The sequence below is a fragment of the Pigmentiphaga sp. MLSB6-MA01 genome (assembly GCF_058793475.1).
The window spans coordinates 39,329-65,755 of the sequence record NZ_JBXAFV010000002.1; the positions used below are offsets into that span (position 1 = coordinate 39,329).

At 66.9% G+C, this 26,427-nt stretch carries 19 protein-coding genes; 7 read left to right on the plus strand and 12 right to left on the minus strand.

Features of this window, described 5'->3' with window-relative positions:
* Window positions 1-15 precede the first annotated feature (15 nt).
* Window positions 16-402, plus strand: a complete 387-nt coding sequence (locus AC1Q6E_RS03490) for a hypothetical protein (RefSeq protein WP_492572215.1) — start codon at window positions 16-18, stop codon at window positions 400-402.
* Between the two features lie 114 nt (window positions 403-516).
* On the opposite strand, the gene recD is transcribed toward AC1Q6E_RS03490, so the two are convergent.
* The 5 genes from recD to AC1Q6E_RS03515 all read right to left on the minus strand — a co-directional run bounded on the left by recD (window position 517) and on the right by AC1Q6E_RS03515 (window position 12,661).
* The gene (gene recD / locus AC1Q6E_RS03495) at window positions 517-2,583 is read right to left on the minus strand and encodes an exodeoxyribonuclease V subunit alpha (protein WP_492572216.1); all 2,067 of its coding nucleotides are present in this window, start codon (window positions 2,581-2,583) and stop codon (window positions 517-519) included.
* The gene (gene recB, locus AC1Q6E_RS03500; protein ID WP_492572217.1) at window positions 2,580-6,299 is read right to left on the minus strand and encodes an exodeoxyribonuclease V subunit beta; all 3,720 of its coding nucleotides are present in this window, start codon (window positions 6,297-6,299) and stop codon (window positions 2,580-2,582) included. The genes recD and recB overlap by 4 nt, the downstream gene beginning before the upstream one ends.
* Complete coding sequence (gene recC, locus AC1Q6E_RS03505; RefSeq protein WP_492572218.1) at window positions 6,296-9,784, minus strand: exodeoxyribonuclease V subunit gamma; 3,489 nt, start codon at window positions 9,782-9,784, stop codon at window positions 6,296-6,298. The genes recB and recC overlap by 4 nt, the downstream gene beginning before the upstream one ends.
* Window positions 9,785-9,932: 148 nt before the next feature.
* Complete coding sequence (locus AC1Q6E_RS03510; RefSeq protein ID WP_152795298.1) at window positions 9,933-10,958, minus strand: extracellular solute-binding protein; 1,026 nt, start codon at window positions 10,956-10,958, stop codon at window positions 9,933-9,935.
* A 77-nt stretch (window positions 10,959-11,035) separates the two neighbouring features.
* Complete coding sequence (locus AC1Q6E_RS03515) at window positions 11,036-12,661, minus strand: ABC transporter permease (protein WP_492572219.1); 1,626 nt, start codon at window positions 12,659-12,661, stop codon at window positions 11,036-11,038.
* 187 nt (window positions 12,662-12,848) lie between these two features.
* Between AC1Q6E_RS03515 and AC1Q6E_RS03520 the strand changes: the two genes are divergently transcribed.
* The 3 genes from AC1Q6E_RS03520 (at window position 12,849) to AC1Q6E_RS03530 (ending at window position 18,426) form a co-directional block, all read left to right on the plus strand.
* Window positions 12,849-16,262 carry a hypothetical protein gene (locus tag AC1Q6E_RS03520; RefSeq protein ID WP_152795294.1) on the plus strand — a complete coding sequence of 1,138 codons (3,414 nt, stop codon included), beginning with the start codon at window positions 12,849-12,851 and terminating at the stop codon, window positions 16,260-16,262.
* A 64-nt stretch (window positions 16,263-16,326) separates the two neighbouring features.
* Complete coding sequence (locus AC1Q6E_RS03525) at window positions 16,327-17,268, plus strand: hypothetical protein (RefSeq protein WP_492572220.1); 942 nt, start codon at window positions 16,327-16,329, stop codon at window positions 17,266-17,268.
* Between the two features lie 81 nt (window positions 17,269-17,349).
* On the plus strand, window positions 17,350-18,426 hold the full coding sequence (locus AC1Q6E_RS03530) for an ABC transporter ATP-binding protein (protein ID WP_152795291.1): 1,077 nt from the start codon (window positions 17,350-17,352) through the stop codon (window positions 18,424-18,426).
* Window positions 18,427-18,441: 15 nt separating this feature from the next.
* On the opposite strand, the gene AC1Q6E_RS03535 is transcribed toward AC1Q6E_RS03530, so the two are convergent.
* From AC1Q6E_RS03535 to mltG, 5 genes are all read right to left on the minus strand, one after another.
* Window positions 18,442-19,119: an ankyrin repeat domain-containing protein gene (locus AC1Q6E_RS03535; protein ID WP_492572221.1), complete on the minus strand. Its 678-nt coding sequence runs from the start codon at window positions 19,117-19,119 to the stop codon at window positions 18,442-18,444.
* 95 nt (window positions 19,120-19,214) lie between these two features.
* A complete protein-coding gene (locus AC1Q6E_RS03540) occupies window positions 19,215-19,985 on the minus strand; it encodes a TatD family hydrolase (RefSeq protein ID WP_152795287.1) in 771 nt (256 codons plus the stop codon).
* Between the two features lie 52 nt (window positions 19,986-20,037).
* Window positions 20,038-21,132 (minus strand): DNA polymerase III subunit delta', encoded by a 1,095-nt coding sequence (gene holB, locus AC1Q6E_RS03545; RefSeq protein WP_492572222.1) that lies wholly within the window; start codon window positions 21,130-21,132, stop codon window positions 20,038-20,040.
* Window positions 21,129-21,785 (minus strand): dTMP kinase, encoded by a 657-nt coding sequence (gene tmk / locus AC1Q6E_RS03550; protein WP_152795282.1) that lies wholly within the window; start codon window positions 21,783-21,785, stop codon window positions 21,129-21,131. The genes holB and tmk overlap by 4 nt, the downstream gene beginning before the upstream one ends.
* On the minus strand, window positions 21,782-22,846 hold the full coding sequence (mltG, locus tag AC1Q6E_RS03555; RefSeq protein WP_152795280.1) for an endolytic transglycosylase MltG: 1,065 nt from the start codon (window positions 22,844-22,846) through the stop codon (window positions 21,782-21,784). The genes tmk and mltG overlap by 4 nt, the downstream gene beginning before the upstream one ends.
* Window positions 22,847-22,889: 43 nt before the next feature.
* On the opposite strand from mltG, the gene ygfZ reads away from it, so the two are divergent.
* From ygfZ to AC1Q6E_RS03570, 3 genes are read left to right on the plus strand one after another with little or no spacing between them, the layout of a single operon-like run.
* Window positions 22,890-23,918 (plus strand): CAF17-like 4Fe-4S cluster assembly/insertion protein YgfZ, encoded by a 1,029-nt coding sequence (gene ygfZ / locus AC1Q6E_RS03560; RefSeq protein WP_492572348.1) that lies wholly within the window; start codon window positions 22,890-22,892, stop codon window positions 23,916-23,918.
* Window positions 23,919-23,938: 20 nt separating this feature from the next.
* Window positions 23,939-24,247 carry a DUF4936 family protein gene (locus AC1Q6E_RS03565; RefSeq protein ID WP_152795278.1) on the plus strand — a complete coding sequence of 103 codons (309 nt, stop codon included), beginning with the start codon at window positions 23,939-23,941 and terminating at the stop codon, window positions 24,245-24,247.
* Between the two features lie 4 nt (window positions 24,248-24,251).
* Window positions 24,252-25,067: an NRDE family protein gene (locus AC1Q6E_RS03570; protein WP_492572223.1), complete on the plus strand. Its 816-nt coding sequence runs from the start codon at window positions 24,252-24,254 to the stop codon at window positions 25,065-25,067.
* Here AC1Q6E_RS03570 and AC1Q6E_RS03575 read toward each other — a convergent pair.
* Together AC1Q6E_RS03575 and AC1Q6E_RS03580 are read right to left on the minus strand one after the other, a co-directional pair.
* Window positions 25,028-25,999 carry an alpha/beta hydrolase gene (locus AC1Q6E_RS03575; RefSeq protein ID WP_296559947.1) on the minus strand — a complete coding sequence of 324 codons (972 nt, stop codon included), beginning with the start codon at window positions 25,997-25,999 and terminating at the stop codon, window positions 25,028-25,030. The two genes, AC1Q6E_RS03570 and AC1Q6E_RS03575, sit on opposite strands and share 40 nt — an antisense overlap.
* Window positions 25,992-26,420, minus strand: coding sequence for a PaaI family thioesterase (locus AC1Q6E_RS03580; RefSeq protein ID WP_492572224.1), 429 nt, complete (start codon window positions 26,418-26,420; stop codon window positions 25,992-25,994). Before AC1Q6E_RS03580 ends, AC1Q6E_RS03575 begins: the two co-directional genes overlap by 8 nt.
* Window positions 26,421-26,427 lie beyond the last annotated feature (7 nt).

A 26,427-nucleotide genomic window follows, 5' to 3' on the forward strand; every position in this document is an offset into this window, starting at 1 on the left:
ACTGGAGGAAAGCTGATGGCCGACCCTCGCTTCGAGGCTTCGTCTCCGGCCGCCTCGCTGGCCGCTTGGTTCGACGTGCCCGACGACCCCGTCACGCACCGGGCATTGGAGGCACTGCGGCAACGGTCGGCCCGGTCGGTCGAGGAGATCATCGACCGACTCGCCGCACGCCTGCGCGAGGATGTCATGGCCGTCCAGCAAGAGAGCCCGGGTGGCCATGGCCTGCCCGAATCCGGTACCCGGGCCCGGCGACAGGCGGCCATCGCGTCCGAATGCCGCGCGTTGGCGCAAGAAATGGTATTTGCGTCGCTTTGGCACCTGGGCGACCCCGAATGGGATCCCTTGGGACCCGCCACACAGGCACCGCCGCCAGGCATCCTGGCCACACTACTCGCAACCTGACACCATGACCGATCGAATATCTTCCTCGGGATCAACATCAGCGGTTTTCGACGGCCAGGCCTCGCAAGCCAGGGCGGAGCGTCCGGCTGAGAGCTGCCGGCGTAGCCTCGGGCGTCAAACCACCAGGCCGCTTACGCGCCGCACCCTACGCGCCACCGCTTCCTCGAACACGCCGGGCGCCGGCTCGATCAGCGTGAACCAGGTCTTGGCGCGCGTGATTCCCGTATAGACCAATTCGCGCGTCAGGATGGGGCTGGGCCGATCGGGCAGCAACAAGGCAGTGTGGGCGAATTCGGATCCTTGCGACTTGTGCACCGTCATGGCGAACACGGTCTCGACGGCGTTCAGGCGGCTGGGCAGCGCGAAACGGATCCCGGCCACGCCATCGCTGCGCGCGAAGGCAACCCGCAACGCCAGGCCGCCGTTTCCCTGCGGCACCGCCAGCGCGATGCCGACGTCGCCGTTCATCAGTCCCAGGGCATAGTCGTTGCGGGTCACCAGCACGGGACGGCCCTCGTACCAGCCCTGCTCCTGTTCGATCAAGCCTCGTGCCAGCAATGCCCGGGCGACGCGGGCGTTCAACCCCTCGACGCCGTAGTCGCCCTTGCGCAAGGCGCACAGCAGTTGAAATTCGTCAAAGGCCGCAAGTACCGACTGGGCCCAGGCTCCCCAGGCCGGATCGTCGGCAGGCGTGCCGGCCGGCGGGCGCAGGTGGCGCATGATCTCCAGATAGCGTGCGTAGCCCCGCGGCCCTTCGCCATCCGCCGACGCATGTCCGTTCAGCAGCAGGCGGTCCAGTCTATCGCCCCCGGGAGCGAACACCTCGAAGACATCCGTCCCTTGCCGGGCGGCGGACTGTTCCAGCATGCGCCGCGCCTGGACGGCATCGCCGTCGTTGACCGCGCGGGCAAGCTGGCCGATGCCGCTGCCGGCCCCGAACCGCCGTGAATGGCGCAACATGACGGTCTGCTGGGCCATGGCATGGCGGATCGGATCGCCGGGTTGCAGGCCGGCCTCATCCAGGGATGCCCCGCCGATGGCTTCCAGCCATTGCCGGGTCGCTTCCGCATAGTGGCCGGTTTCCGCGTCCTGACACAGGTCGCCCAGCACGGCGCCGGCTTCGACGGACGCGAGTTGGTCCTTGTCTCCCAATAGCACCAGGCGCGCCTGGTCCGGCAGGGCATCGACCAGATTCGCCATCATTTCCACGTCGACCATCGACGCTTCGTCCACGACCAGCATGTCGATCGGCAGCGGGTTGCCCGCATGGTAGCGAAAATGCCGCGAGTCGGGCCGGCTGCCCAGCAGGCGGTGCAGCGTCGTCACGTCGGTGGGAATGGCCGCCCGTATCGGGTCCGGTACCGGCAGCCGCCCCACCTGTTCGCCGATGGACGCCGAAAGGCGCGCGGCCGCCTTGCCGGTGGGCGCCGCAAGCAGGATGCGCAGCGGCCTGCCCTGCCCGGCCGCCGACCATTGCAGCAGGGCCAGCAAACGCACCACGGTCGTGGTCTTGCCCGTTCCCGGCCCCCCGGTGACGATGCCGATGCTGCCGCGCGCGGCAATGGCGCAGGCGAGCTTTTGCCAGTCCGGCCTGTCGGCGGGCGGGCCGAACAGTTGCGTCAAGGCCTGGGCCAGGCCCGGCACCTCGAACGGCGGCTGCTGCAGGCGTCGCCGCAGCGCAGCGGCGATCCTCCGCTCGAAATCCCAGTAGCGCCGCAGATAGAGCCGTTGGCCATCCAGCACCAGGGGCGAGCCGCCGCGGGCCTCCCTCCCCTCCCCGATGACATCGACCAGCGGGCTGTCCGCCAACGCGTTTCGCCAGGCCGGCAGATCCAGGCCCCGCAGCACGTCGGACGGCAGGCGCATGGCCAGCGCCGACTCGCCTTCGGGTGGCAGCGACAGGGCCTCGTCGGGATTCTGCAGCGTCGATGCCAGGTCCAGGCAAACATGGCCGTGGCCCAGTTGATGGCTGGCCAGCGCGGCAGCCACCGCGACCTGCGGATCGGTTCCCGGCTCGCAGTCGTACAGGAATCGGGCGAACGCCCGGTCCAGGCGTCTCAGCCAGCCCCGCGCCACCCAGGCATCGAGTATCGACAGCAAGGCGGCGCAATCGCGCAAGTCCGGCGATGGCGGCATGGGCGCATCGAACGGCAATTCGTAGTTGGACGCGGTCGGGGTCATCGGCCGGCCTCCACGGACTGAGGCGCACCCGCGAACAGCCGGTCCAGCGCCTCGATCAACTCGCGCGGCGGGCGGTCGAAGAACACGCCCTTGGTCGGCGCGCGCGATCCGCGCAGGAACAGATACACCGCGCCGCCAAGGTGTCGGTCGTAATCGTAGTCCGGCAACCGCACGCCAAGCTGGCGGTGGAGCGCAAGCAGGTACAAGACATACTGCAGGTCGTAGCGCTTGGCCAGGATCTCGCCGCGCATGGCGTCGGCCGTATAGGCCGCGTCGGACATGCCCAGCCAGTTGGATTTGTAGTCGGCGACGTAATAGCGGCCCTCGTGCTCGAACACCAGATCCATGAAGCCCTTGAACATGCCGTTCAACAGAGCCGGCTCCAGCGCGGGGCGAGCCGCGTCGGCCAGCACATGGCGGCGCACCAGCGCGTCGATGTGGCGGACATCGGCGTGGCGGCTTTCGAACCAGAATTCCATTTCCACTTGATAGGAGGCAAGTCCGGCCAGCTTGAACATACCGCCGCGGGGACCGAGCGGAAGATCGTCGTTCAGCAGCGCCGACAGCCAGCGGGCCAGCGGGGTGATCCAGGCCTCCCATCCTCGCCGGTTGCAGCGGCGGGCCACCGCGTCGAGGATGCGCCGGTCATCGCCCGCGACATCGGCAAAGCCCTCTTCGCCCGCCCACTCGAACAGGCCATGCAGGAACGTGCCCGGCCCCGGGCCTCGGGGAAAACGGTGCATGCCCGCGCCCGCGGACATCTGCGGCGCCTGCCCGCCATCGGCGTCGCCCACATCGTCGTCGAACAGTTTCTGGTCCTCCGGCGTTTCCGGGCTCAGGTCGCCATGGCGGCCCAGGGTTTCGGGATCATCGCCACCGGTTGCGTGGCCGGCAATGCGCAGCGCGCTGTATGACGCAATCCACCAGGGCTCGCCGGTCCGACGCGACGGTTCCCGGTAGTGCGGCCGTGCGATCGCCTGCCGGTCGGTTTCGAAGAACCGGTTCGCGGGCGCGGGCAACGGCGCCACGCGGACATGATCGACGTCGCCGAATCCGGCTTGCAGCAGTCCGGCAAGATCGCGCGACGCGGCAAGCTCCGCACCGCCGCCCAGCAGATACCCCAACGCGCTGCGGTGCCAACTCGACCCGCCGGAACGGCCAGGCCGAAGATCCGCCATGCCCAGCCAGCAGGCATGGCGCGCGCGGGTCAATGCCACATAGAGCAGGCGCAGGTCTTCGGCCAGGCGCTCCTGGTCCGCCCTGGCTTCTTCGTCGGCATCGGGCGCGATGCTGACCACCAGCCTTCCCTGCTCGTCGTGATAGCGCAGCGGCGGCCGAGACTTGTCGGCGGGACGGAAGGAGCATGCGAAAGGCAGGAACACCAGCGGGTACTCCAGCCCCTTGGACTTGTGCACGGTCACGACCTTGACCAATTGCTCGTCGCTTTCCAGGCGCAGGACCTGGGCCTCGGCAATTTGTCCTTCCTGGTCCAGGTGGCCGGCCAGGTACCGGACCAGGGCCTGTTCTCCGTCCAGCTCGCCCGCCGCCTGCTGCAGGATTTCGGCCAGGTGCAGCAGATTGGTCAGCACACGCTCGCCGTCGGGCCGCCGCGCCAGCGCGCCGGGCAGCCCGAAGTCGTCCATCAGGCGCCGGAGCATGGGCAATACGCCCTGGCCGCGCAAGCGGTCGCGATAGCCGCGAAACCGCAGCACCCATTCCTCCCAGACCCGCTCGTCGCGGTTGACCCGGTCCAGTTCGGCCAGCGGCAGCGCCAGCGTCGCGCTGGCCAGCGCCGCCCGCAGCTTGCGGTCGTCGTCGGGTTCCGCGCAGGCCTTGAGCCACCGCAGCACGTCCGCCGCTTCGGAGCCGGCGAAAACGGAATCCTTGTCCGACAGGTACACGCTGCGTATGCCACGCTGCGCCAAAGCTCCCCGGATGGCATTCGCTTCGCCCATGTCGCGCACCAGCACGGCGATGTCGGCTTGTCTCAGGCCCCGGATACGTCCGCCGCGCTCGAAGCCGGTACGGCCTTCCACGCCGTCTTCCAGCATGCGGACGATCTGGCCGGCGCAACCGGCCGCCATCTCGGTGCGGTAGGTCCCGGACGCCATGGGCGCGTCCTGTTCGGCAAACCAGAACGTCAACGCCGCGGCGGGCTCGCCGGCGGCCATGAAGCGTTCGGCGCGGCCGTTCGCCCGCGCCGGATGGAAAGGCAGCGGATCGTCGTTCCCGTGCCGGAACAGAAAAGCGCCACGCCCTTGCTCGCGCCGTTCGGCCGACATGAACAGCCGGTTGACGGCATCGACCATGTCGCGGCTCGAGCGGTAGTTCGTGCCGAGCGTGTAGTGACGGCCTTCGGTGGCGCGCCGTGCCCGCAGATAGGTGTAGATGTCCGCGCCGCGGAAGGCGTAGATGGCCTGCTTGGGATCGCCGATCATCAGCAACGCGCAATCGTCGCGGCTGTCCGCGATCTGGTAGATCCGGTCGAAGATCCGGTACTGGACGGTGTCGGTATCCTGGAATTCGTCGATGAGAGCGACGGGGAATTGCGTCCGTATGACCTGAGCCAGCCGTGGGCCGTTGTCGCCGTGCAAAGCCGCGTCCAGGTTGTCCAGCATGTCGTCGAAGCCCATTTCCGCGCGCCGGCGCTTCTCGGCATCGAAGCGCGCGCGCACCCATGCCGCCGCATGGGCCAGCATCGCCGCGTCCGCCGAAGGCAGTGCATCGAGCTGCTGTTTCAGATCGATCATCGCATGTAGCGCAGGATGATCGATGACGTGGCCAGGGTGGCATACCTCGGCCATATAGGCGGGTGTCAGGCGCTCGAAGCCTTTCTCCAGGTCCGGGTTTTCCAGCCCGGGATCGCCGGCCCAGGCCAGCAGCTTGTCGAACCAGGGGTTGTACCAGCGCGGCTGGAATTTCCTGGCGTTGACCCGCTTGCCGGCGCAGGCCTCATCGCACAATTGCCGCAGTTCGGGCACCCAGGCGGGCCATGGCGCTTTCAGCATGGCCAGCCGGGCCTGCCTGTCGCGCAGTGCCGCATCCAGCAGCTCGTGCAAAGAGCGCTGGCCCGAGGCGGGGGCCGCGTGGGGCAACAGGCCCGCCAGCCTGCGGCGCAGCCCTTCGGGGGTACCCCAGTGCGCCTGCACCCACTCCAGCGCCGCGCCGTCCAGGCAATAGCACTGCTGGCGCCAATAGTCCCGCACGACCTCCGCCAGCAATCCGGTATGGTCGGTTTCGAGCGTCTGGGTGAACAGGCTGCCGCTGTCGAAAGCGTGTTCGCGCAGCATGCGCTGGCACCATCCGTGAATGGTCGATACCGCCGCTTCGTCCATCCATTGGGCGGCGATATCGAGCTTGCCCGCGCACTCCGCCCATCGATCCGGGCCATAGTCCTCGCGCAACGCGGCCACAAGCTCGTCGGGCGCCTCGATTTCGTCGCGGAAGTAGCGGGCTGCCATGGCAAGGCGATGGCGGATGCGGTCGCGCAACTCCTGCGTGGCGGCATCGGTGAAGGTCACCACCAGGATTTCCGGCGGCAACAGTTCGCGGCCAAAACCGGCCTCGCCGCCGCCGTGGCCCAACACCAGGCGCACGAACAGCGCCGAGATGGTGAAGGTCTTGCCCGTGCCGGCGCTGGCCTCGATGAGCCGGCTGCCCCGCAGCGGCAGCGACAAGGCCAGGTCTTGGCCCGGATCGAAAGCCTGGATGGTCATCGCTCCTTCCCCCCGGAGCCGGAAGACTCGCCTCGCACCGCCTCGAAAAGTGGTTGGTAGAGCGTCGCGGCCCAGGCCGCGAAGGCGCCATCGGACCACAACGCCTCGAAATCCGGATACTGGCGGGCCAGGTAGGGACTCTGTCCCGCTTCCCCCGCGGTATTGAAGTTGTCTTCGTAGACTTTGCGCGCCTGGGCGCGGGCCGCCTCTTCGTCGGGCAGTGCCGACAGCCAGGCGAACGCCGTGCGCACGGCTACCGGCGGCGGTGTCTGCATGCCGGCGGTCCAGGCCTCGAGCAATTCGCCCAGCCAGCGCCGTGCCGGCTCGGCCGCCAACGGCGGCAAGGTCACGTCGCCATCCGCGGCGACCAGTGCCGTGCGCAGCCGCAGGCCCATGGCATTGCCGGCCAGGTGGACGACCCAGGGCCGGACCAGCCTGTGCCACTTCAGGTTCTTGTCCCGGGCCTTCAGTTCGTTGGGGATGACCTCCATCAGCAGGTGTCCGCCACTGTCGTCGACACGCAAGCCGCTCAGCCAGCCTTCCAGCCGCAGTCCCGCATGCGTGACATCCACGGCCACCGACGTCCCGATCTCGCGGGGCCAGGCCGCCAGCCATGCCCGGCGGCGGCTCAGCAGTTCCGGCAAGGGCGAGAGCAGCGCCGCCAGGCTGTGCTCGCCAAAACCGGCCAATGGCAGCCGGCCGCTGCGGACCAGGACGTGGGCCGCGTCGTGGAGCCGGGCCCGGGCCTGCTCTTCATCCGGAGCGTCCAGCGCGGCCTGCAACAACTGTTCGCTCAACTGGTAGTGTCCCAGCCCGTCCAGCGCGAACGGCTCCTCGTCTTCGGCGGCAAGGGCGGCGTCGTCGAAATGCACCTTCAGGCGCTGATTGAAAAACGCCTTGAGCGGATCGCGGACGAAGCCCTGCAGCACCGACAGGTCCAGCGCCGACACCGGAGGAACGGGAGCAGGCAATGCGGCCGGCGCCGCATCCGTGTCGCCGCGGGGGCGCTCGTACATGGCGGCCCATTCCCGGGCGTAGCTGAAATACGCATCGTCCCCGTCCAGGAAATAGCGCGCGCTGAATGGCTGCAATGGATGGACGGTGGTCAATGCTTTGACCGGGGACTGTCCGTCGTCCTCGCCGTCGAGCGTCCATCCGGCCGAAATGTGATCCAGCAACTGCCCCACCAGCACCGATGGCGGCCGTTCACTGTTGTCGCGCACGCTGCGTCCCACCCAACTGACGTACAAGTGTTCCCGGGCCGACAGCAGGGCTTCCAGCAGCAGGTAGCGGTCGTCCTCGCGCCTCGAGCGGTCGCCGGGGCGATAGTCGCCGCTCATCAGGTCGAAGTCCAGCGGCGCCTGGGAGCGCGGGTAGTCGCCGTCGTTCATGCCCAGCAGGCAGACCATCTTGAACGGTATGGCGCGCATGGGCATGAGCGTGCAGAAATTCACCGACCCCGCCAGAAAGCGCTGGTTCAGGCGGCCCCTGTCGAGATCGGCCAGCCACGCTTCCCGCACCACGACGAGGGGAAGCGCCTCTTCCAGCGCCACGCTCTCGCAGGTGTCCAGCCAGTTGTCCAGCAACTGCGACAGGCCGGCCAGCGCCGCCTCTTCCCGCTCCGAGGCCGGGTCGAAGAAGGCCTCCAGCAGCCGGCGCAGGCGCTCCCCCCATGCCAGAGGCGTGGCGGGGGCCGCCAGTTCGCCCCGGAACCGATCCAGGGCATCGACCAGAGCATCCAATGATCCCACCAGGGCGGCATCGAGCCCCCCGATTTCGTCATAGGGCTCGATGTCCCCATAGGGGCCGCCGCTGCCGGCGGCGTAGCCCAGGAGCATGCGCCGCAGCCCGAAGCGCCACGTGTTCTGTTCCATGCCCGCGGGCAGGCCCAGGCTGGCACGCTGGCCGGCATCCAGCCCCCAGCGCACGCCGGCTCCCTCGATCCATCGATGCAACTGGGGCAGTTCGCCCTCGCGGATGCCGAAGCGCTTGCGCACCCCGGGAACGTCCAGCAGGTCCAGGATATCGCTGACGGCGAAGCGGCTGTCGGGCAGGCGCAGCAAGTGCTCGACGGCGATCAGGAGGGGCTCCCGGCCCCGCTGTCCCTGATCGGCCAGCGTGAAGGGGATGTAGCGGGTATCGCCCGGGTCCACCAGCCCGAATACCGCCCGCACGTGGGGAGCATAGGCATCGATGTCCGGCACCATGACGATCACGTCGCGGGGACGCAATTGCGGATCGGCGCCAAAACGCGCCAGCAACTGGTCGTGCAGGATCTCCACCTCGCGCTGCGGACTGTGGGCGATGTGGAAACGCACCGATTCGTCCTCCCGCGGATCGATCGGCGGCCATTGCTCGCGGGTCTCGGCCAGCGATCGCAGGTTCAGGATGTCGTCCTGGATCTGCGCCAACAGGTGGTCGGCGGGGGCGTCGTGGAAAAGATCGATACGGCGGTCGCTGACCGACGCGAAATGCTCCTGGTAGCGTTCGGGCACGTCGTAGGTGTCGAGCAGGTGGATGTAGTCGCGCCCCTGCTTGCCCCAGGCCGCCAGCAGCGGGTTGCCGAAGTTGTGCAGCGCTTCGGCATCCAGCCTGGCCGGCATGCCGGGCCTGCGCTGCTGCCTCCGGTACTGGTGGCGCAGCAGGTCCTGGTCGGCCACGATGTCGGCCCAATGGTGCTGACAGGGGTTATGGACGCACAACAGCACTTGCGAGAACTTCGCCAGCGCGGCAAGGGCTTCCAGGGCCTGCGCCGGCATGGAAGAGATGCCGAACACGATCACGCGTCGCGGCAGCCCTGGCGGCGGCGCATCGAGCTGCGCCATGCGGGCGACGAAGCGGCGGTGTACCCCGGCCCTGCTCTGGATCATGCCATCGTCGCCCACGTCGGCCAGCAACGCCCGCCACAGCGCCGGCTGCCAGCGATCCTCCGCCGCCAGCGGGACCGTGCCACGGCGCGAGGTGCGGAGCACGTCGCGCCCGTGTTCCCAATCGTCCAGCCAGTCGGCGCGATAGACCTGGTATTGGTCGTACAGATCGGCGAGCCGTTCGGCAAGCTGATGGCGCTTGCGCATGCCGGCGTCGTCGGCCAGGAAGCGGCGCAGTGGCAGGAAGGACTCGTGGTCCAGTTGCGTCGGCAGCAGGCGCAACAGCCGCCAGGTCAGCCCGTTGCGATCGAGCGACGAAGTCTCCGGCAGCTTGTCGCGCCCCAGCACCAACCGATAGGCCCGCCAAAGAAAGCGCGCGGGAAGCTGGACGTCGATGGCGGCGGCAATGCCGCAGCCCTGCCCTTGTCCGCGCGGGTCTTCCGCCAGCGCGAGTTTGAGCCACTGGGCAATGCCATTGCTTTGCACCAGGATGGTTTCATTTTCCAGTGGCGCAAGCGGCGCCCGCTGCATCCACGACACCGCCAGTCCGCGCAGGTCTTCCAGGCGATTGCCGTGGACGACCATGAAACCGGGAGCAAGTGGCGAAGAAGCGGGCATGCGTGAGAACGATAGGGATCGAAGATCCTTCATTCTACAGAGCGCTCCCCAGGATAAGCGAACCCGGCCCGGGGCACCGCGGATCCGGTTTCGCCGGTCCGCAGGTGAAGCCCCCACGAGGGGAGCGGCCAAAGGCGGCCCGGCGGAATTACTTGTATCCGGTACGGTCCAGGATTTTCTGGGCGGCGACCTGGTTGCGGCCGATCGCGCCGATCGACACGGTTTCGGCCTTGAACGACCCCAGCGCTTCCAGCGCGGCGTTATCGGTCTTCACCGAGCGTACGGCCGGCCATTCGTTGTTGCCCGCCGCGAAGTAGTTCTGTGCCTTGTCGCTGGCAAGGTATTCCAGGAACTTGACCGCGGCTTCCTTGTGCGGCGCATGGCGGGCCACCGCGCCGCCGGCCACGTTCATGTGCACGCCCTGTCCCGCCTGATCGGGCCACAGGAAACCGATCTTGGCGATCGCGGCCTTGTCCTCGGGCTTGTCCGAGCGGGCCATGCGCACGTAGTAGTAATTGTTCGTCAGCGCGACGCCGCACTCGCCCGAGGCCACGCCCTTGATCTGGTCGGTGTCGCCGCCCTGCGGATTGCGCGCCATATTGGCCACCATGCCCTGCGCCCACTTCTCGGCGGCGGCTTCGCCGTTGCGCTCGATCAGCGAACCCAGCAGGGACAACATGTAGGGATGCGAGCCGGACCGCGTGCAGACCTTGCCCTTGTTCTTCGGGTCGGCCAGCTTCTCGTAGGTATCCACGTCGGCCGGATTGACGGTCGCCTTGTTGTAGACGATGACGCGGGCACGCGTGGAGAAACCGAACCACTGCGGGTCCTGCCCTGGCTCGCCGCCTTGCAGGTTGGCCGGGATCCGCGCCGCCAGCACCGGCGACTTGACCGGCTGGAACAGGCCGTCGGCTTCCGCTCGCCACAACCGCGCGGCATCGACCATCAGGATCACGTCGGCCGGACTCTTGGCACCTTCGCTTTTCAGGCGCTCGACCAACGCCGCATCGCCGGCTTCGATGCGATTGATCTTGATGCCGGTCTGGTCGGTGAACCCTTTGTAGAGCAGCTCGTCCGTCTGATAGTGGCGGGCGGAATAGACATTCAGTTCCTGCGCGTGGGCGCCGGCGGAGACGGCCAGCACGGCGGCGGTCAGCAGGGAAAGCTTGAGCATGGGCGAGGCCTCGGGATAAGGACGAGTTGGTATAAAAATAGGAATTATTGTCATTCCCATCTTTCTCGTCAAATATTTCAGCTTTTTGTAAGCTCATCCCGTCGGGAAATGGCTCGCGCCAGCATGATCACGGGCAAGAGGCCGGCCAGTACGATCGTCAGGGCGGGGATGGCGGCCTCCCCCAGCCGCTCGTCCGAGGCCAGGTGGTCGGTGATGACGGCCAGCGTGTCGAAGTTGAACGGCCGCAGGACCAGGGTCGCGGGCAGTTCCTTCATCACGTCCACGAACACCAGCAAGGCGGCGGTCAGCAGGCTGCGCCGCAGGAGCGGCTGATGCACCCGCGTCAGCAGTTCCCAGGTCCCCGCCCCCAGGCTGCGCGCGCTGGCATCCAGCGACGGCGTGATCTTGGCCAGCCCCGCTTCCGTCGTTTGCAGCGCCACCGCCAGGAACCGGACCAGGTAGGCGTAGACCAGCAGCGTCAGGGTGCCGGTCAGCGTGCCCTGGAACGACCATCCCCACGCCTCCAGCCAGCCGTCCAGCGCGCCCACCAGGATCAGGAGGCCCACCGCCAGTACCGCGCCGGGCACCGCGTAGCCCATGCCGGCCACGCTATTGGCCGCGCGCACCAGCCTGCCGGGCGCCAGCCGGGCGGCGTAGGCCAGCCCGAGCGCCAGCGCCACGGCCAGCACCGAAGTCGTGGCCGCCAACTGCAAGGTGTTGCCCAGCCACATGGCGTAGCGGCCCCAGTCGATGACGTGGATATCCTGGGCGGCGAAGCGCAGCATGATGGCCACGGGCAGCAGGAACCCCAGCGTAAGTGGCACAAGGCACACCAGATTGGCCCAGACCGCCTGGCGGCCCGACAGCCTGCGCGGCGCCTGTCCCTGGCGCTGGGCGCCCGCGTGGAAGCGCAGGCGGGTCCGGCTGCGGCGTTCCAGCCAGACCAGCACGAACACGAATGCCAGCAGGGCCGAGGCCAGTTGCGCGGCGGCGATGCGGTCCCCCATGGACAGCCAGGCCCGGTAGATGCCGGTGGTGAAGGTCTGCACGCCGAAGTAGGACACCGCGCCATAGTCGGCCAGCGTCTCCATCAGCACCAGCGTGATGCCGGCCACCGCGGCGGGCCGCGCCAGCGGCAGCACCACCGCGAAGAACGCCCGCGCCGGGCCGCAACCCAGCGTGCGCGCGGCCTCGGTCAGGCGCGGACTGCGCTCGAGGAAGGCGGTGCGCGTCAGCAGGTAGACGTAGGGATAAAAGGCGAAGATAAAGACCAGCGCGGCGCCGTACCACGACCGGATGGCCGGGAACCACGGCAGCCGGGGCTGCCCGGTCAGGTCCCGCAGCAGGGTCTGCACCGGCCCCGAGAACTGGAAGAAATCGGTGAAAGCGTAGGCCATGACATAGGTGGGCATGGCCAGCGGCAGGATCAACGCCCATTCGTAGATCCGGCGGCCGGGGAAGTCGTGGGCGGCCACGGTCCACGCCGTCGCGATGCCGATCACCGCGGCGCCGATGCCCACCGCCGCCATCAACAGCAGCGACGTTCCCGCATATCCCGGCAGCACGGTACCGGCCAGGTGGGACAGGATGTCTCGGGAGTCGGCGTTGACGACGAAGGTGGACGGCAGCAGGCCCAGTATGGGAATGGCGATGAACAACGCCACGGCCAGGGTGGGCCAGGCAAGTGCTGCGCGTCGATGCATGAGGAACCGGTGGGGGGAAGGGAAACGTGGCGCCGCCTTTTTCACCGGCGGCCGGCATCAAGTCGCTGATTATATTGGGCGCCCCCGGGGAACGCCAAAGGCCCTGCCCGGCCCGGCGCCCCGGAGGATGGTGGAACTCCGGCATGGCCACTTCCACCCATCACCAGTATCGAAGGATCGAAGAGTCGTGAGCTACTGGACCAGAATACCCGCCCATTTTCCATTTTCCGTGCAGGAAAACCCCGCCGACAAGCGCACGCTACGCGTGCTCGAAAGGGAGGCTGCGACGTCAGGCGGGCCGTCGACGCAGCGGAAAAAAATCGAGCGCGTCCCGAACTTTGTCAAAGAAAATCTCGACAAGGCCCATGCCATCCTGGCCCGGCTCAGGACCGGCCCCAAACCGAAAATCGAATATATCACCAACATTTTTTCCGAAGTGCAGCGGTCGAGCGGCAGGGCCCATGTCGTCGGCCAGATATTGATCGAAGACGAGGTGCCTGGCCAACGGTACGACATTGGACAATTCGCGGCCGAGGCGCAAGCCAGCCGCCATGCCAATTGCGACCGGGCGAGCGCCCTCGCCGCGCGCGAAGCGCAGCAGGCCGCGTATGGCATCAAAGACCCCGTCGTTCTCTATTGGACCGACGGGCAAGACCACAACACCGTTTTCATCGGCGATCCGCGCATGCGCAAATATGGGGAGGCCAACACGGTCGTTCTCGATGCGCATCCGGTTTTTCCCATGGCGCATACCAAGAAATTCGCCAGGTACGAAGCAACCATTCCCAGGGAAGGCGAAGAAGGTTCTGACGAAGTCGAAATATGGAATGTGAAAAAATCGAGCGCCGGCATCCGGCACCCGGATAGCACCGTCCCTCCTGTCTCCAGCGCCCAGATAACGGAATGGCTGCGCCAGGTCGGCTGGCCTTCGCGTCCCGGACAAAGCGTCGTCCGGCACTGGTACGACAACGAAATCCTGGAAACCGGACATCCTCCCAGGCGTTGGGAGCACTTGTTCAGCAGCCGGGAGCCTTCGATGCGCTATGACGGCGGCAACGATACGCCGTCTGCCTACAATGCATTTCCGGCTGCTTTCGTCGAGCAGCGCGTCAAGGCTTTTCTGGAAATCGAGGAAACCTTCCCGGAACCGAATGAGCGCAAACGCAAGACGGCGACCGGCTCGGGCCTGAGCCTGCGCATGCGCGACAAATTGCCCCGGACGGACGACCGCACGGTCGCCAAGCAGGAGCAAGACTCCGCGGGGAACCTGATCGAGGAAGCCCCCGTCGTCGGTGAGTTCCTGTACCCGGTGTCGACGTTGCACTCGCGCATCGTCCCCGTCAGGGGCGTGCCGCTCGTCGACATCATGGGCGACCAGGCGGTCGAAAGCATCAAGCGGATTCCCGACTTTCGCCCTGGGCGGGCACTCATGGAAATCAAAGGCCGGCAAGCCCCCCACCCAACCATCGATGATGCTTTTCCGATCAGGGCCGCCACGCATCCGGCCGCCCTGCCCGAAGAATTGCGGATGCCCGGCGCGGGCAACGAATTGCGCTGCCACCCCGATGTAGGCAAGACCGTCGGGGTGGAGTTGCCGGACGAAACCCGCGAACTGCTCCTGGAGTCCTATCCGCCCGGACGCGACGACCCCGAGGCCTTCTTCCAGAAATGCCTGGCGGATATCCGCGGGGACTACGAGGCGGCTCGGATGGGAGCGCCGCTTCCTCAAGCGTCGAGGTGGAAATCCGTGGTGCTCGCACGCAGCCAGTGCTACACGGAGGCCCAGGTGCAAGCCTTGGTCGCCACGCAACAGCGTGGCGTCATTCCGGCCAGGCATGCTGCGCAAAATGTCGGGGGAATGGCAATGCCATTTGCCGGCTCCCATCAAAAATCACGGACGCAAATCCGCGCCTATACATTGAGGTTTGGAACGAGCGCTTTCGAAGATTTCGCATTGCAGGTACGAAACCCGGACAGGAAAGACGAGCACATCTACATCGCTCCGTATGGCGGGGGAAATACCGCCCAATACTTCAATGGCAGGACCCCGGATTTTCCAGAAAGCCATTTCATTACCCTCCCGGTCTGGATTTCCATCCAGAACAAATATGGCGGGACCAGCCGTTACCTGACGGCCCATGTGTTTCAACACACCGAAGTGCCCGAGGGAAAGCAAGGCTTGCTGGACTACGGGCCGGAATATTGGCCGGGCCGGGACCGTCGGGACGCCATGGGCGGGCCGACGGCATCCGGTCCAGGCATCGGGATCAAGGAAGAAGCGCAAGATACCTGCATGAGCGATCTTCCGGACGCACCCGCTGTGCCGGCCCATCCCGGCCGTCGGACAAGGTCCTCGCGCGGCGCCTCGAGCGCGGAAAGAGTACTCGGCCTGCAATTGCGGCAAATGGCGGCGCCACGGCACGCCGTGCCGGATGGCGAAGACGATCAATCCGATAGCGCGTTGTCTTCCGTTTCGTCCGGCTTTGAAGGCATGGATGCCAGGCAACAGCCCGAGCCAGGCTACAACAAGAAATCCAACGAAGCGATCATCTCGGGATTTCCGGTGGAAATATGGGAAGAAGCCAAGGGCAGCGCGCGGGAGCCCGGCCTGCCGACGGGAGTGGCATATCACCGCGCGACCAGCCAGGCCAATCCCAGGTATGTTGCCGGCAGGAAAATCGAAAACAAGACGGTGGCATTGGGAAGTTTTTCAGTCACGGGCGGGCGCGATGATGAAACCGCGAAAGCCATGGCGATTGCAACGATCATGCTGGTTGAAAGAAAGCATGGCGCGCTAAGAAAAAAAATCGACGACGACCAGATAGTCTCGGCCTTCCCGCCACCGGTCTGGGAAAAGGCTCAGGCCAGGGCGAAACAAGTGGGACTACCCGTTGGCGTTTCTTTCCTTAACGCCACCCGGAGCTATACCGCCTATATCAACATCGACAAGACCCAACGCTTGCTTGCGAGTTTTTCTGCCACCAAGGATCGCAGCGATGCCAAGGCCAGGGCGATGGCCATTGCGACCAGGACGGTGGCGGAGATGGAACACGGCATCCGGAACACGGATGAGAAAACCATGGCGGGATTGCCGGATGGCGTATGGGAAGCGGCCTGGACGCGGGCGGGGCAGCCCGGGTTGCCAACAGGCGTGAGCTTTCATCCCTCCACGGCCACCAAGCCTTCCCCTCAATATCAGGTTCGTCTGGGATCGAAAAGCCATGGCACCTTCTCCGTGGTCGAGGGCCGCGACGACCATACTGCCAAGGCACTGGCCATCGCTTTCAGGATGGTCGCCGAGCAAGAACACGGAGGCATGAAAAGCGACGCGCAACTCATCGCTCGGTTCCCGGATGGCGTATGGGAATGGGCCCGGGAGCAGGCGAAGAAACCGTCACTGCCGCCTGGCGTTTCTCTCGTCGAAGCAACGGGCCAGGCCCGCCGCAGATATACCGCCTACATGAAGACAGATGGAAAGACGAAAGCCCTCGGAAGTTTTTCGGTCAAGGATGATCGAGACGATGAAACGGCGAGAGCCCTTGCCATCGCGGCAAGACGGGCCGCGGAACTGCAGAGGCAGGCAGCCAGAGCAACCCCATGAATCCCTCAGGCACGAAACCGTCACCCAAGCGTTCGTGCGCATTCCGACAACAGACAGGTCATACATGTATAACTATCCCTTGAATACCGGAGGCCCCTCGTCCGCGGGCCCGGCGTGGCGTGCCGACACGGCCGCGCCGCCAGGCGCGGGAACGCCGCCTTCCGAATCCGATCTTCCAAGCGAATGGGCACGGGCCTACGACGAAGCGTCCCGCGAGACCTACTACGTCCATACGCCCAGCGGACATGAACAGCAGGAGCGGCCTTTCCCGCTACTGCCCGGGTGGCGGCACGCCATTCACGCGCACGGCGACCGGGAAGGCGAACTGTATTACTACAACACCATCACCCGGGAGATCCGGGAAGCCGATCGGCGTCCCGAAGACAGCGCTGCGGCATCCCCGGCCTCCTCCATGGCCGATCTGCGCCTTGCTCTTCCGCCGACCACCGTCCAGCCCAACAGGACCACGAATCCCCGCGGCTCCTGGCCCTGCGAGAGGATGGCCGCCCACATCCAGTCCTCTGCCCAAGACTCGATCCGGAACAACGACGTCGAGGACGTTTGCATCCGCTTTCTGCAAACCAAGGGGAAACAGCGGATATTCGCGAATACGGCTACGCTGGAGGCCATTTACACCCTGACCCACCTATACATGGCATGGGCTTCCAACGGCACGGGAAGCAGGGTCTTTCATGGAACGAATGCCGCGGTGGGCATGGGTTTCATGCTTCCTCATGTGGGCGTGTCGCTCCAGATGCGCAGCATCCAGGATGAATGCCGGGAATACCTGGCGAATCGTTTCGGCCAGGACTTCCTGAACGATCTGGACGGTCTCCAGATGGACAAGAAAGGGCTGGACACGGTCATTGCGCTCTTGACGGCCAGGAATCCGGAGGTAAGCACCCTCAAGCTGGAGGAAAAGCTGAAAGAGGTGATCCAGAAAGAGGCCCCCGGCACCCGTTGGCCATCGAGGCTCATTCACCAGGTGTACGACATGGCCAGCTAGCGCCGCGGCATCCCGGCCTGCCTGGCAGGCAGGCTCTTCCCCCTGCTATATTGGCTCCCCTCGCCTTCCCCTCCTGCCTTCATGCAACATACTCGCCTGCACCTGGACCGGGTCCGACTGGGCTACCAGACGGCCGAAGGGCTGCACGTCGTCGTGAGCGATCTTTCCCTGGCCCTGGACGAGAACCGCATCGGTTGCCTGCTGGGGCCGTCGGGCTGCGGCAAGACGACGGTACTGCGGGCCATCTGCGGCTTCGAGCCGCTGCTCGCCGGACGCATCGTCGTCCATGGACACGAAGTGGCGACCCCCGCCTTCAGCGTGGTTCCCGAAAAGCGCCGCATTGGCGTCATGTTCCAGGACTACGCCTTGTTTCCCCATCTTTCCGTGGCGGACAACATCGGCTTCGGCCTGCGGCGCGAGCCGGCCCCGGTCCGGGGTGAGCGCGTCAAGGCATTGCTGGCGCTGATCGGCCTGCCAAACGTGGGAAACAAGTATCCGCATGAGCTGTCGGGCGGCCAGCAACAGCGCGTGGCGCTGGCCCGGGCGCTGGCGCCGCGCCCTGAACTGCTGCTGCTGGACGAGCCGTTTTCCAGCCTGGATGTGGACCTGCGCGCCAGGCTGGCCGCCGAAGTGCGCGACATCCTGAAAGAAGCCGGCGCTACCGCCATCCTGGTCACGCACGACCAGGCCGAGGCCTTTGCCATGGCTGACGAGATCGGGGTCATGCGCCACGGCGGCATCGCGCAATGGGACAGCGCCTACAACCTCTACCATCATCCCGCCACCGCCTTCGTGGCCGGCTTCATCGGCAGCGGTGTGTTCGTGCCCGGCGAGCGGGTCGCGAGCGATCCGGATCAGGTCCGGATCGAATTGGGCGAGGTCCGGACCCGGTTGCCGATGGGCGGGGACGACGCCGCGTCCTCCGTCTCCATCCTGCTGCGTCCGGACGACATCGGCCTCGACGACAGCGGCCCGCATCGGGCCACCCTGATACGCAAGGCGTTCCGTGGCCCCGATTACCTCTATACGCTACGCCTGCCTTCAGGCCACGAGGTACTGGCCTATGTCACCCGCGAGGACGGCCATCGCGTAGGCGACGAACTGGGGATACGGCTACGCGCGGGAAAAGTCATCGCCTTCCCGGCCTCGGCGGCGTAACGCGCCGCCGGCCTTCTATCTTCGCTGGCGCCGCTGACGGTCCTGGTTCAGGCGCTCGACCAGGTTGTTGGCCAGTATCGTATTGCCCGCCTCCCGGCCGACGTCCACGGCGTTCTTGCCCTCGGCGTTGCGGACGTAGCCGTCCGCCCCCTCGTCCAGCAGCAGTTTCACCGTCGAAGTGTGGTCGTAGCGCATGGCCATCATCAGGGGCGTCATCTTCCCCGGCGACTCGGCGTCGATGTACGCATAGTTTTCAATCAGCAGGCGGACGACGTCATCGTTGCCCTTGGAGGCGGCATAGTGCAGCGCCGTCCAGCCTTCCTGGTTGACCTCCGCGCCGAGAGCGATCAGCTTTTCCATGCGCGCCGCCTCGCCCCGGATGGCCAGGTACATGAGCGGAGTCTCGCGCAAGCGGTTCTGTCGATTGACGTCGATGCGCTTGTCGGCAAGCAGGACGTCATAGACGCCCCACGCCTCTTCCTTGATGGCCTCGAGCAGCGGCGTGTTGCTGGCGCCGTTGGGCATATTGGGATCCATTCCCCGCGCAAGCAGCGATTTGACCGTGGACACGCGGTCGTTGCGGATGGCGACCCAGAAGTCCTCTTCCGCGCTTGCCTGCGCCGCGGAAAAGGCGGTCAGCCAGCACCACAGCAGCAAGAAACCCCATCCCCGGCGAGCCCACGAGCCATACATAACGATTTTCCCTAGAATCGCCTTCCAAATCATTGATTGGAAAGCAATTTTTCTTCGAATCCACGGTTTTTATTAAAGTTATTTCTAACTTTAATTTAACGACGTATGTCCTTGAATAATTTGAAAAAATTCTCGGTCGAGGCATCCGCCACCACCTGAAGTGGCAGGCCGCGCAGATCGGCGATCTTTTCGGCGACATGAACCACCTTGGAGGGGTCGTTCAGCTTGCCCCGGTGCGGAACAGGCGCCAGATACGGCGAATCGGTCTCGATCAGGATCCGTTCGAGCGGAATGCTGCGCGCCACCTCCTGCAGCTCCCGTGCATTCTTGAAAGTGACGATGCCTGAAAACGAGATGTGGAAATTCATCGCGATGGCGGCGTCGGCCACCGCCTGGGACTCGGTGAAGCAATGCATCACGCCGCCCACGTCTGCGGCCCCCTCTTCCTCCATGATGCGCAGCGTGTCTTGCGCCGCCGAGCGGGTATGGATGATCAAGGGTTTGCCGGTCCGCCGCGCCGCCCGAATGTGGTTGCGGAAGCGATCCCGCTGCCACGCCAGGTCGCCGGTCAGGCGGTAGTAGTCCAGCCCGGTTTCGCCGATGGCGACGACCTTGGGGGTTGCCGCCAGCTCGACCAGTTGCTCGACCGTGGGGTCGGGCGTGTCTTCGTAATCGGGGTGCACGCCCACCGACGCCCAGAGGTTGTCGTGGTCCCGCACCAGTTCCATCAACCGGGGCCAGTCGGGCAGGTTGACGCTGACGCACAACGCCTGGGCAACATGGTTGCCACGCATGCGCTCGAGAATTTCGGGCAGTTGCGCGGCCAGTTCGGGGAAATCCAGATGGCAATGCGAATCGACGAACATGGGAAAAGAAACCGGTAAGACTGCGGAACCCATAGTACCAGCGGCCAGGCCCTCAGGCCTGGACCGCGGCCCGTGCGGGACGGCGGCCCAGGCAGGCCGCGCTGGCCTGGGCCAGCACATCCTGGGCGAACAAACGGGCATTCAGCGGATGATCGGCGATCCTGCGCTGGCGGCTGAGCCAGCGCGACAGTTCGGCCACGCGGGCACGCTCGGCGCGCTCCCCTATCTTCGAGCTGTGGGGCGCCAGCTCGGGGAAATAACGCGCCCCCATGCCCGCCTGGGCCAGCGCCACGTCGGTGGTCAGGCGTTGCAGCGCGTCTATCCATTCGGCGGCCGGGACCTTGTCCAGCGCGTCGACGATTTGCCCCAGGTCAGGAGGCCTGCCTTGCGCAAGCGCGGCCACGAAGGCATCCAGCCACGGCGCCCGGGGCGGAATCCCGGCCTCGGCGCGGCGCCAGGCCGCCACCGGAGCGCCGCCCGCGGCCGCCAGTTGCGCGGCAGCGTCCTGGACTCCTTGCGCTTCCAGCCAGGCCAGCGCGGGCCCGGGAGCGGGTGCCCCCAGAGGCAGCCGGCGGCAGCGCGACACCAGGGTCGGCAGCAATCGATCCGGCGCGTCCGACACCAGCAGGAATACCGTGTGGGGCGGTGGTTCCTCGAGGATCTTCAGCAGGCCGTTGGCCGAAATGGTGTTGAGCGATTCGGCCGGATACAGTACGACCACCCGCAGCCCGCCACGGTGCGTGCCCGTATTGGCCCAGGACTCGATGGCGCGGATCTGTTCGATGCGGATCTCGCGTGACGGCGCGCGCTTTCCGGCCTTCTTGCCGTCGGCGTCGGCGGTTTCTTCCTCGGCGCCCTCTTCTTCGGCCTGGCCTTCGGCCAGCGCTACCGCCTCGGGACGGACACGGCGGAAATCGGGGTGATTGCCCGAGGCATACCAGGTGCAGGCCGGGCAATGTCCGCAGGCCCCGGAGCCCTGCGGCGATTCGCACAGCAGACTGGCCGCCGCCGCCCGCGCGAACTCGACCTTGCCTATGCCCGCCAACCCATGGATCAGCCAGGCATGGGCGAAACGCCGCCGCTGCTCTTCGCCCAGCCAGGCGCGGGCCGCTTCTTCATGCCAGGGGTAGAACCGGGGCAGACTCATGAGCCGCCCGCCTCGGCGATGCAGGCCTGCAACTGGGCGGCCAGCTCGGCCCGGACCGTCTCGATCGGACGGGTGGAGTCGATGATGCGAAAACGCGCAGGATCCGCTTGCGCCCGCATGTGGTAGGCCGCCCGGGTGCGCTCGAAGAAAGCATCATCCTCGCGCTCGAAGCGGTCCAGGGTCCGGCCCCGGCCCAGTCGCTCGCGGGACACTTCCAGCGGCACATCGAACAACCAGGTCAGGTCGGGTTGCAGATCGCCGTGCACCCATTGCTCCAGCACCGCGATGCGCTCGGCCGCCAGGCCCCGGCCGCCGCCCTGATAGGCATAGGTGGCATCGGTGAAGCGGTCGCAGACCACCCAGTGGCCCCGGGCAAGCGCCGGTTCGATCACGGTGCGCACATGCTCGCAGCGTCCGGCGAACATCAGCAGGGTCTCGGTATCGAGCCGCATGGTCTCGTTCAGCAGCAGCTCGCGCAGCTTCTCGGCCAGCGGCGTGCCGCCGGGCTCCCGGGTCTGCACCACCTCCAGCCCCGCCTCGCGCAGCCGGGCGACGAACCATTCCAGGTGGGTGCTCTTGCCCGCGCCGTCCACGCCCTCGAGCGTGATGAAACGGCCGCGGCGGGCAGGCGCGGTATGCGTGCCGGCGCTCATGGCTGCACCGCTTCGGTCTGGAAGGACGGTGGCGGCTGCAGCCCCTGCCCCCTGAGCTGGTAGCGCGCGACGTAGCGATTGTGGCCGTCCAGGGTTTCGGAGAACGCGCTGGTGCCGTCCCCACGGGCGACGAAATACAGGTATTTGTGTTTCTCGGGTTGTACCGCCGCCAGCAGCGAAGCCCGGCCGGGATTCGAGATGGGGGTGGGCGGCAGCCCGCGGCGCGTGTAGGTGTTCCATGGCGTGTCGGCACGCAGGTCGCGGCGGCGCAGGTTGCCGTCGAAGACCTCGCCCAGGCCGTAGATGACCGTGGGATCGGTCTGCAACGGCATGCCGACCTTCAGCCGGTTCACGAATACACCGGCGATGCGCCGGCGATCGGCTTCCATGCCGGTCTCCTTCTCGATGATGGAGGCCAGGATCAGGACTTCGTAGGGCGAGCCCAGGGGCAGGCCCGGGTCGCGCCGCTCCCAGATCTCGGCCAGCTCGCGCTGCTGCGCGCGGTAGGCGCGGCGCAGGATGTCGATGTCGCTGGAACCCACGGCGAACAGATAGGTATCGGGGAAGAACAGGCCCTCGGGATGGCTGGTCGACGCGCCGATCCTGGCGGTGACGGTGGCATCGTCGAGGCCGTCGAGGGTCTGGCGGACATCCGGGTGGCGGCGCAGCGCCGCGCGTATCTGGCGGAAGTTCCAGCCCTCGATGAAGCGGATTTCCCGCTGCGTGACGTCGCCGCGGGCGAGCCGGTTCAGCAGCGTCCACAGCGAATCGCCGCGCGCCACCTCGTAGCCGCCGGCCTTGATGCGGCGTTCGGTGCCGGTCACGCGCGCATAGGCGATCAGGACCTCGGGCGGCACGGCGATGCCGGCATCGTGCACCTGCCGGGCGATGCCCCGCATGCTCGTGCCTTCATCGATGACGAAGTCCACCTTGTCGGCGGGCAGGGAAAGCGGCATGCGCAGCCACGCGATGCCGGCGCCGGCGATCGCCAGCGACAACAGCAGCAGCGCGCCGAACGAGATGGCCAGCGCGCGTTTCAGGGAAAGATGTCGTTTGGGCATGGGCGCCTATAATACTTCGATCGACCTCATCGACCGTTTCAAGATGTCCGTCCAAGAGATTTTATCCGCGAGCACGCGCTCGGATACCGCCATCGCGCACATCGCGCCGCTGGATCATTTGACCGTGCTCGAGGCCCGGGGTGCCGACGCGATCGAATTCCTCCAGGGGCAATTGACCCAAGACGTCAAGAAACTCGGCGATGCGGACGCCAGGCTCGCCGGCTATTGCACGGCCAAGGGCCGGCTGCTCGCCAGTGCCGTCATCTGGCGCGCCCGGCCCGATCCCGCCGACCCGGTCCCGCGCGTGCTGTTCCTGGTGGATCGCGGCATCGCCCAGGCGCTGCAAAAGCGCCTGTCCATGTTCGTGCTGCGCGCCAAGGTCAAGATCACCACCACGCCGCTGCGGGTGGCCGGCGTCTGGCGTGGCGCCGACGCCGCGGTCCTGCCGGCGGCCGCCGGTGGCCTGCTCCCCGCCGCGCCCTGGTCACGGGCCGACCTGGGCGACGCTACCTGGATCGCCGCCCCCTCCGCCCTGGACGCATCGCCGCGCTGGTGGTGGATCGGGACGGACGATGCGCTGCAACAGCTGGGCGCGGCGCTCGGCACACCCGAGCAGGCCGGCCTGGCCCAGGCCTGGCAAGCCGCCGACATCGCCGCGGGCCTGCCCTGGATCACGATACCCACGCAGGACCTGTTCGTGCCGCAGATGGTGAACCTCGAACTGATAGGCGGGGTCAGCTTTACCAAGGGCTGCTATCCCGGCCAGGAAATCGTCGCGCGCAGCCACTACCTCGGCAAGCTCAAGCGCCGCATGTTCGCGGGCCACGTCGACGGCGGGCCGGCCGATCCGGAGTCGCTGGCCGGCGCCGATGTCTTCCAGGAAGGCGACGAACAGCCTTGCGGCCGCATCGTAAACGCCGCGCAGGACGACAGCCGGGTCGCGATCCTGTACGAAAGCTCGCTGGCCGCCGCTCAAGGCGCGGCCCCCCTGCACGCCGGCTCGCCCACCGGTCCGACCATCCAGCCTCGGGCACTGCCCTACGCCCTGTCCGACGACACCTCGTCGGCTTGAGCCCGGCACCGGAATCCGCCATGCATAATCTCTACGTATATTACAAACTGCCGGTGGCCCAGCGCGCCGCGGCGCTGGCGCCCGCCCGCCAGGTACTCGAGGCCGGACGAGCCTGGAGCGCGCGCGTCGCCCTGCTGGCCCGGCCCACGCCTGACAACGGCATGGCGACGTGGATGGAAGTCTACGAGGACGTGTCGGACATCCCCGGGCTCGAAGCCGCCCTGGCCGAGGCCGTGCAGGCCAGTGGCCTGGCGCCTCTCCTTCCCGCGCCCCGCCGCAGCGAAGTCTTCGTCGATATTCCTGCCGATCCCCCGGGCTGGGAAAGCTGACACCATGTGCCTGATGGCCTTTGCCTGGGATCCGCGCGGTCCGACCCGTCTCCTGATGGTGGCCAACCGCGACGAGTTCTACGCCCGGCCCACGGCGGCCGCCGATTGGTGGCAGGATCATCCCGACATCTGGGCCGGGCGCGATCTGGCCGCGGGCGGGACCTGGATGGGCATCACGCGGCAAGGACGCTTCGCCGCGATCACGAATTATCGCGAAGCGGGCCGGAACGACCCCGCCGCGCCGTCCCGCGGCGGGCTGGTGTCCGGCTTCCTCGCCGGCACCTCCACGCCGGCCGGCTACCTGCGCGACCTGGCCCGCCGCGCCGGACCCTTCAACGGATTCAACCTGGTGGTGGGCGAGCTGTTCGGGCGGACCCCGTCGCTCTGGTACCTGTCTCATCGCCGCGGGCATTCCGCGACCTCGCCAGAGGCCCTGACTCCAGGCGTCTACGGATTGTCGAACGCGGTGCTGGACACGCCCTGGCCCAAGGTCGTGCGCACGACCGCCGCGCTGGCCACGCTCAAGGCCACCGAGGCCCGCACGCCCGCGTATCTGCAGATGCTGAGCGACACGGCGATCGCGGAAGATGCGCAACTGCCCAGCACCGGGATCAGCCTGGAGCGCGAGCGGGCGCTGTCGGCGGCCTTCATCATCACGCCCGACTACGGCACGCGGGCCCAGACGGTGATCCAGGCCACGCGCGACGGCCACATCGAGGCGGCAGAACGCAGCTTCGACAACGCCGAACAGGCCCGGCTGCTGATTTCCGGCTCCTTGCGTCAAGCCTCTTTCGAGGTCTCGAATACCGAACGCAGGTAGTCCACCGAGTCGCGGTGCGCCTGCCTGGCCACCCGCAAGGCCCCGCCCATGTTGTAGAAACTGTGGATGGCGCCTTCGTAGACCTTGAGCCGGACCGGTACGCCGGCGGCCTCCAGCCGACGCCCATAGGCCAGTCCTTCGTCCACCAGCGGATCGCACTCCGCCAGTTGCAGGAACGCGGGCGCCAGCCCGACGAACTCGGGGGCATCCAACACCGCGAAACGCCAGTCCAGGCGGTCGGCATCGTCGCGCAGGTACAGGTTGAAGAACCACTGTATGGTGCGTTCGTCCAGCAGATAGCCTTCGGCGTAGGCCCGGTGCGAGGCCGTATCCTGCCACGCGCTCGTGCCCGGGTACAACAGCACCTGCGCCGCCAGCGGCAGGCCGTCGTCCCGCGCGCGTAGCGCGGCCTGGGCCGTGAGCGTGCCGCCCGCGCTGTCCCCCATCCCGGCCACCCGCGCCGGATCGATACCCAACATGGCCGATCGATCGAAAGCCCACCGCCAGGCGGCGTAGACATCCTCGGCCGCGGTGGGAAAGCGGTGCTCGGGCGCCAGCCGGTAGTCCAGCGACAGCACCTTGCAGCGGATACCGTTGGCCAGCATGCGGCAGACCGCCTCGTAGTCCCGCACGCTGCCCACGGTGAAGCCGCCGCCATGGGAGAAGATCACCAGCGGCGCGGGATCCGGGGCCAGCATGCCCGTGTACAGACGTGCACCTATCGTCGCCCCGCCGCCCACCGGGATCTCCAGGTCGCGCAGCTCGGCCACCTCGGCCGCGGCGATTTCCAGCACCTTGCTGGCTTTTGCGTGGATGACGCGCGCCTGCTGCGGCGTGTATTGCCAATAAGGCGGTCGATTGGCCCGCTGCACCCGCGACACAAGGTCGGCCACCTGCGGATCCAGGGGCCGGGGGTGCCGCGGCTCAGCCATCAACGCCCTGGTCGCCACGCTTCCTGATGTACTTGAAGGTGCCGCTGGAGCGGGCCACCAGCCCTCCCTCCTCGTCCCGGACCTCGGCCTCGCAGAAAGCCATGGTGCTGGAACGGTGGTAGCACTTGCCGTAGGCAACGAGATTGCCCGCTTCGCCCGGCCGCACGAAGCTGGTGGTCATGTCCACCGTCGCGCTGCCGCGCAGCTCCGGGTGCAGGGAGCGCGCGGCGGTGGCCATGGCCGCGTCGAGCATGGTCATCAGCACGCCGCCGTGGCAAACGTGCCAGCTGTTGCAATGCTCGGGACTGACCGCCAGCCGGACCTCGGACTGGCCGCCCTCGGCCTTGACCAGCCGGGCGCCCAGCCAGGCCAGGAATGGAATCGGCACTTCCGTGACGGTGGTCGGGGTCGTGATCGACATCCGGCTT

Excerpts from the sequence above, each read along its gene's own strand:
- AC1Q6E_RS03540 (WP_152795287.1), bottom strand. The coding sequence starts at position 19,985 with ATGTTCGTCGATTCGCATTGCCATCTGGATTTCCCCGAACTGGCCGCG.
- recD (WP_492572216.1), bottom strand. The coding sequence starts at position 2,583 with ATGACCCCGACCGCGTCCAACTACGAATTGCCGTTCGATGCGCCCATG.
- ygfZ (WP_492572348.1), top strand. The coding sequence starts at position 22,890 with ATGTCCGTCCAAGAGATTTTATCCGCGAGCACGCGCTCGGATACCGCC.
- AC1Q6E_RS03510 (WP_152795298.1), bottom strand. The coding sequence starts at position 10,958 with ATGCTCAAGCTTTCCCTGCTGACCGCCGCCGTGCTGGCCGTCTCCGCC.
- recC (WP_492572218.1), bottom strand. The coding sequence starts at position 9,784 with ATGCCCGCTTCTTCGCCACTTGCTCCCGGTTTCATGGTCGTCCACGGC.
- AC1Q6E_RS03565 (WP_152795278.1), top strand. The coding sequence starts at position 23,939 with ATGCATAATCTCTACGTATATTACAAACTGCCGGTGGCCCAGCGCGCC.
- AC1Q6E_RS03525 (WP_492572220.1), top strand. The coding sequence starts at position 16,327 with ATGTATAACTATCCCTTGAATACCGGAGGCCCCTCGTCCGCGGGCCCG.
- AC1Q6E_RS03530 (WP_152795291.1), top strand. The coding sequence starts at position 17,350 with ATGCAACATACTCGCCTGCACCTGGACCGGGTCCGACTGGGCTACCAG.
- mltG (WP_152795280.1), bottom strand. The coding sequence starts at position 22,846 with ATGCCCAAACGACATCTTTCCCTGAAACGCGCGCTGGCCATCTCGTTC.
- AC1Q6E_RS03570 (WP_492572223.1), top strand. The coding sequence starts at position 24,252 with ATGTGCCTGATGGCCTTTGCCTGGGATCCGCGCGGTCCGACCCGTCTC.
- recB (WP_492572217.1), bottom strand. The coding sequence starts at position 6,299 with ATGACCATCCAGGCTTTCGATCCGGGCCAAGACCTGGCCTTGTCGCTG.
- holB (WP_492572222.1), bottom strand. The coding sequence starts at position 21,132 with ATGAGTCTGCCCCGGTTCTACCCCTGGCATGAAGAAGCGGCCCGCGCC.
- AC1Q6E_RS03575 (WP_296559947.1), bottom strand. The coding sequence starts at position 25,999 with ATGGCTGAGCCGCGGCACCCCCGGCCCCTGGATCCGCAGGTGGCCGAC.
- AC1Q6E_RS03515 (WP_492572219.1), bottom strand. The coding sequence starts at position 12,661 with ATGCATCGACGCGCAGCACTTGCCTGGCCCACCCTGGCCGTGGCGTTG.
- AC1Q6E_RS03580 (WP_492572224.1), bottom strand. The coding sequence starts at position 26,420 with ATGTCGATCACGACCCCGACCACCGTCACGGAAGTGCCGATTCCATTC.
- AC1Q6E_RS03490 (WP_492572215.1), top strand. The coding sequence starts at position 16 with ATGGCCGACCCTCGCTTCGAGGCTTCGTCTCCGGCCGCCTCGCTGGCC.
- tmk (WP_152795282.1), bottom strand. The coding sequence starts at position 21,785 with ATGAGCGCCGGCACGCATACCGCGCCTGCCCGCCGCGGCCGTTTCATC.
- AC1Q6E_RS03535 (WP_492572221.1), bottom strand. The coding sequence starts at position 19,119 with ATGTATGGCTCGTGGGCTCGCCGGGGATGGGGTTTCTTGCTGCTGTGG.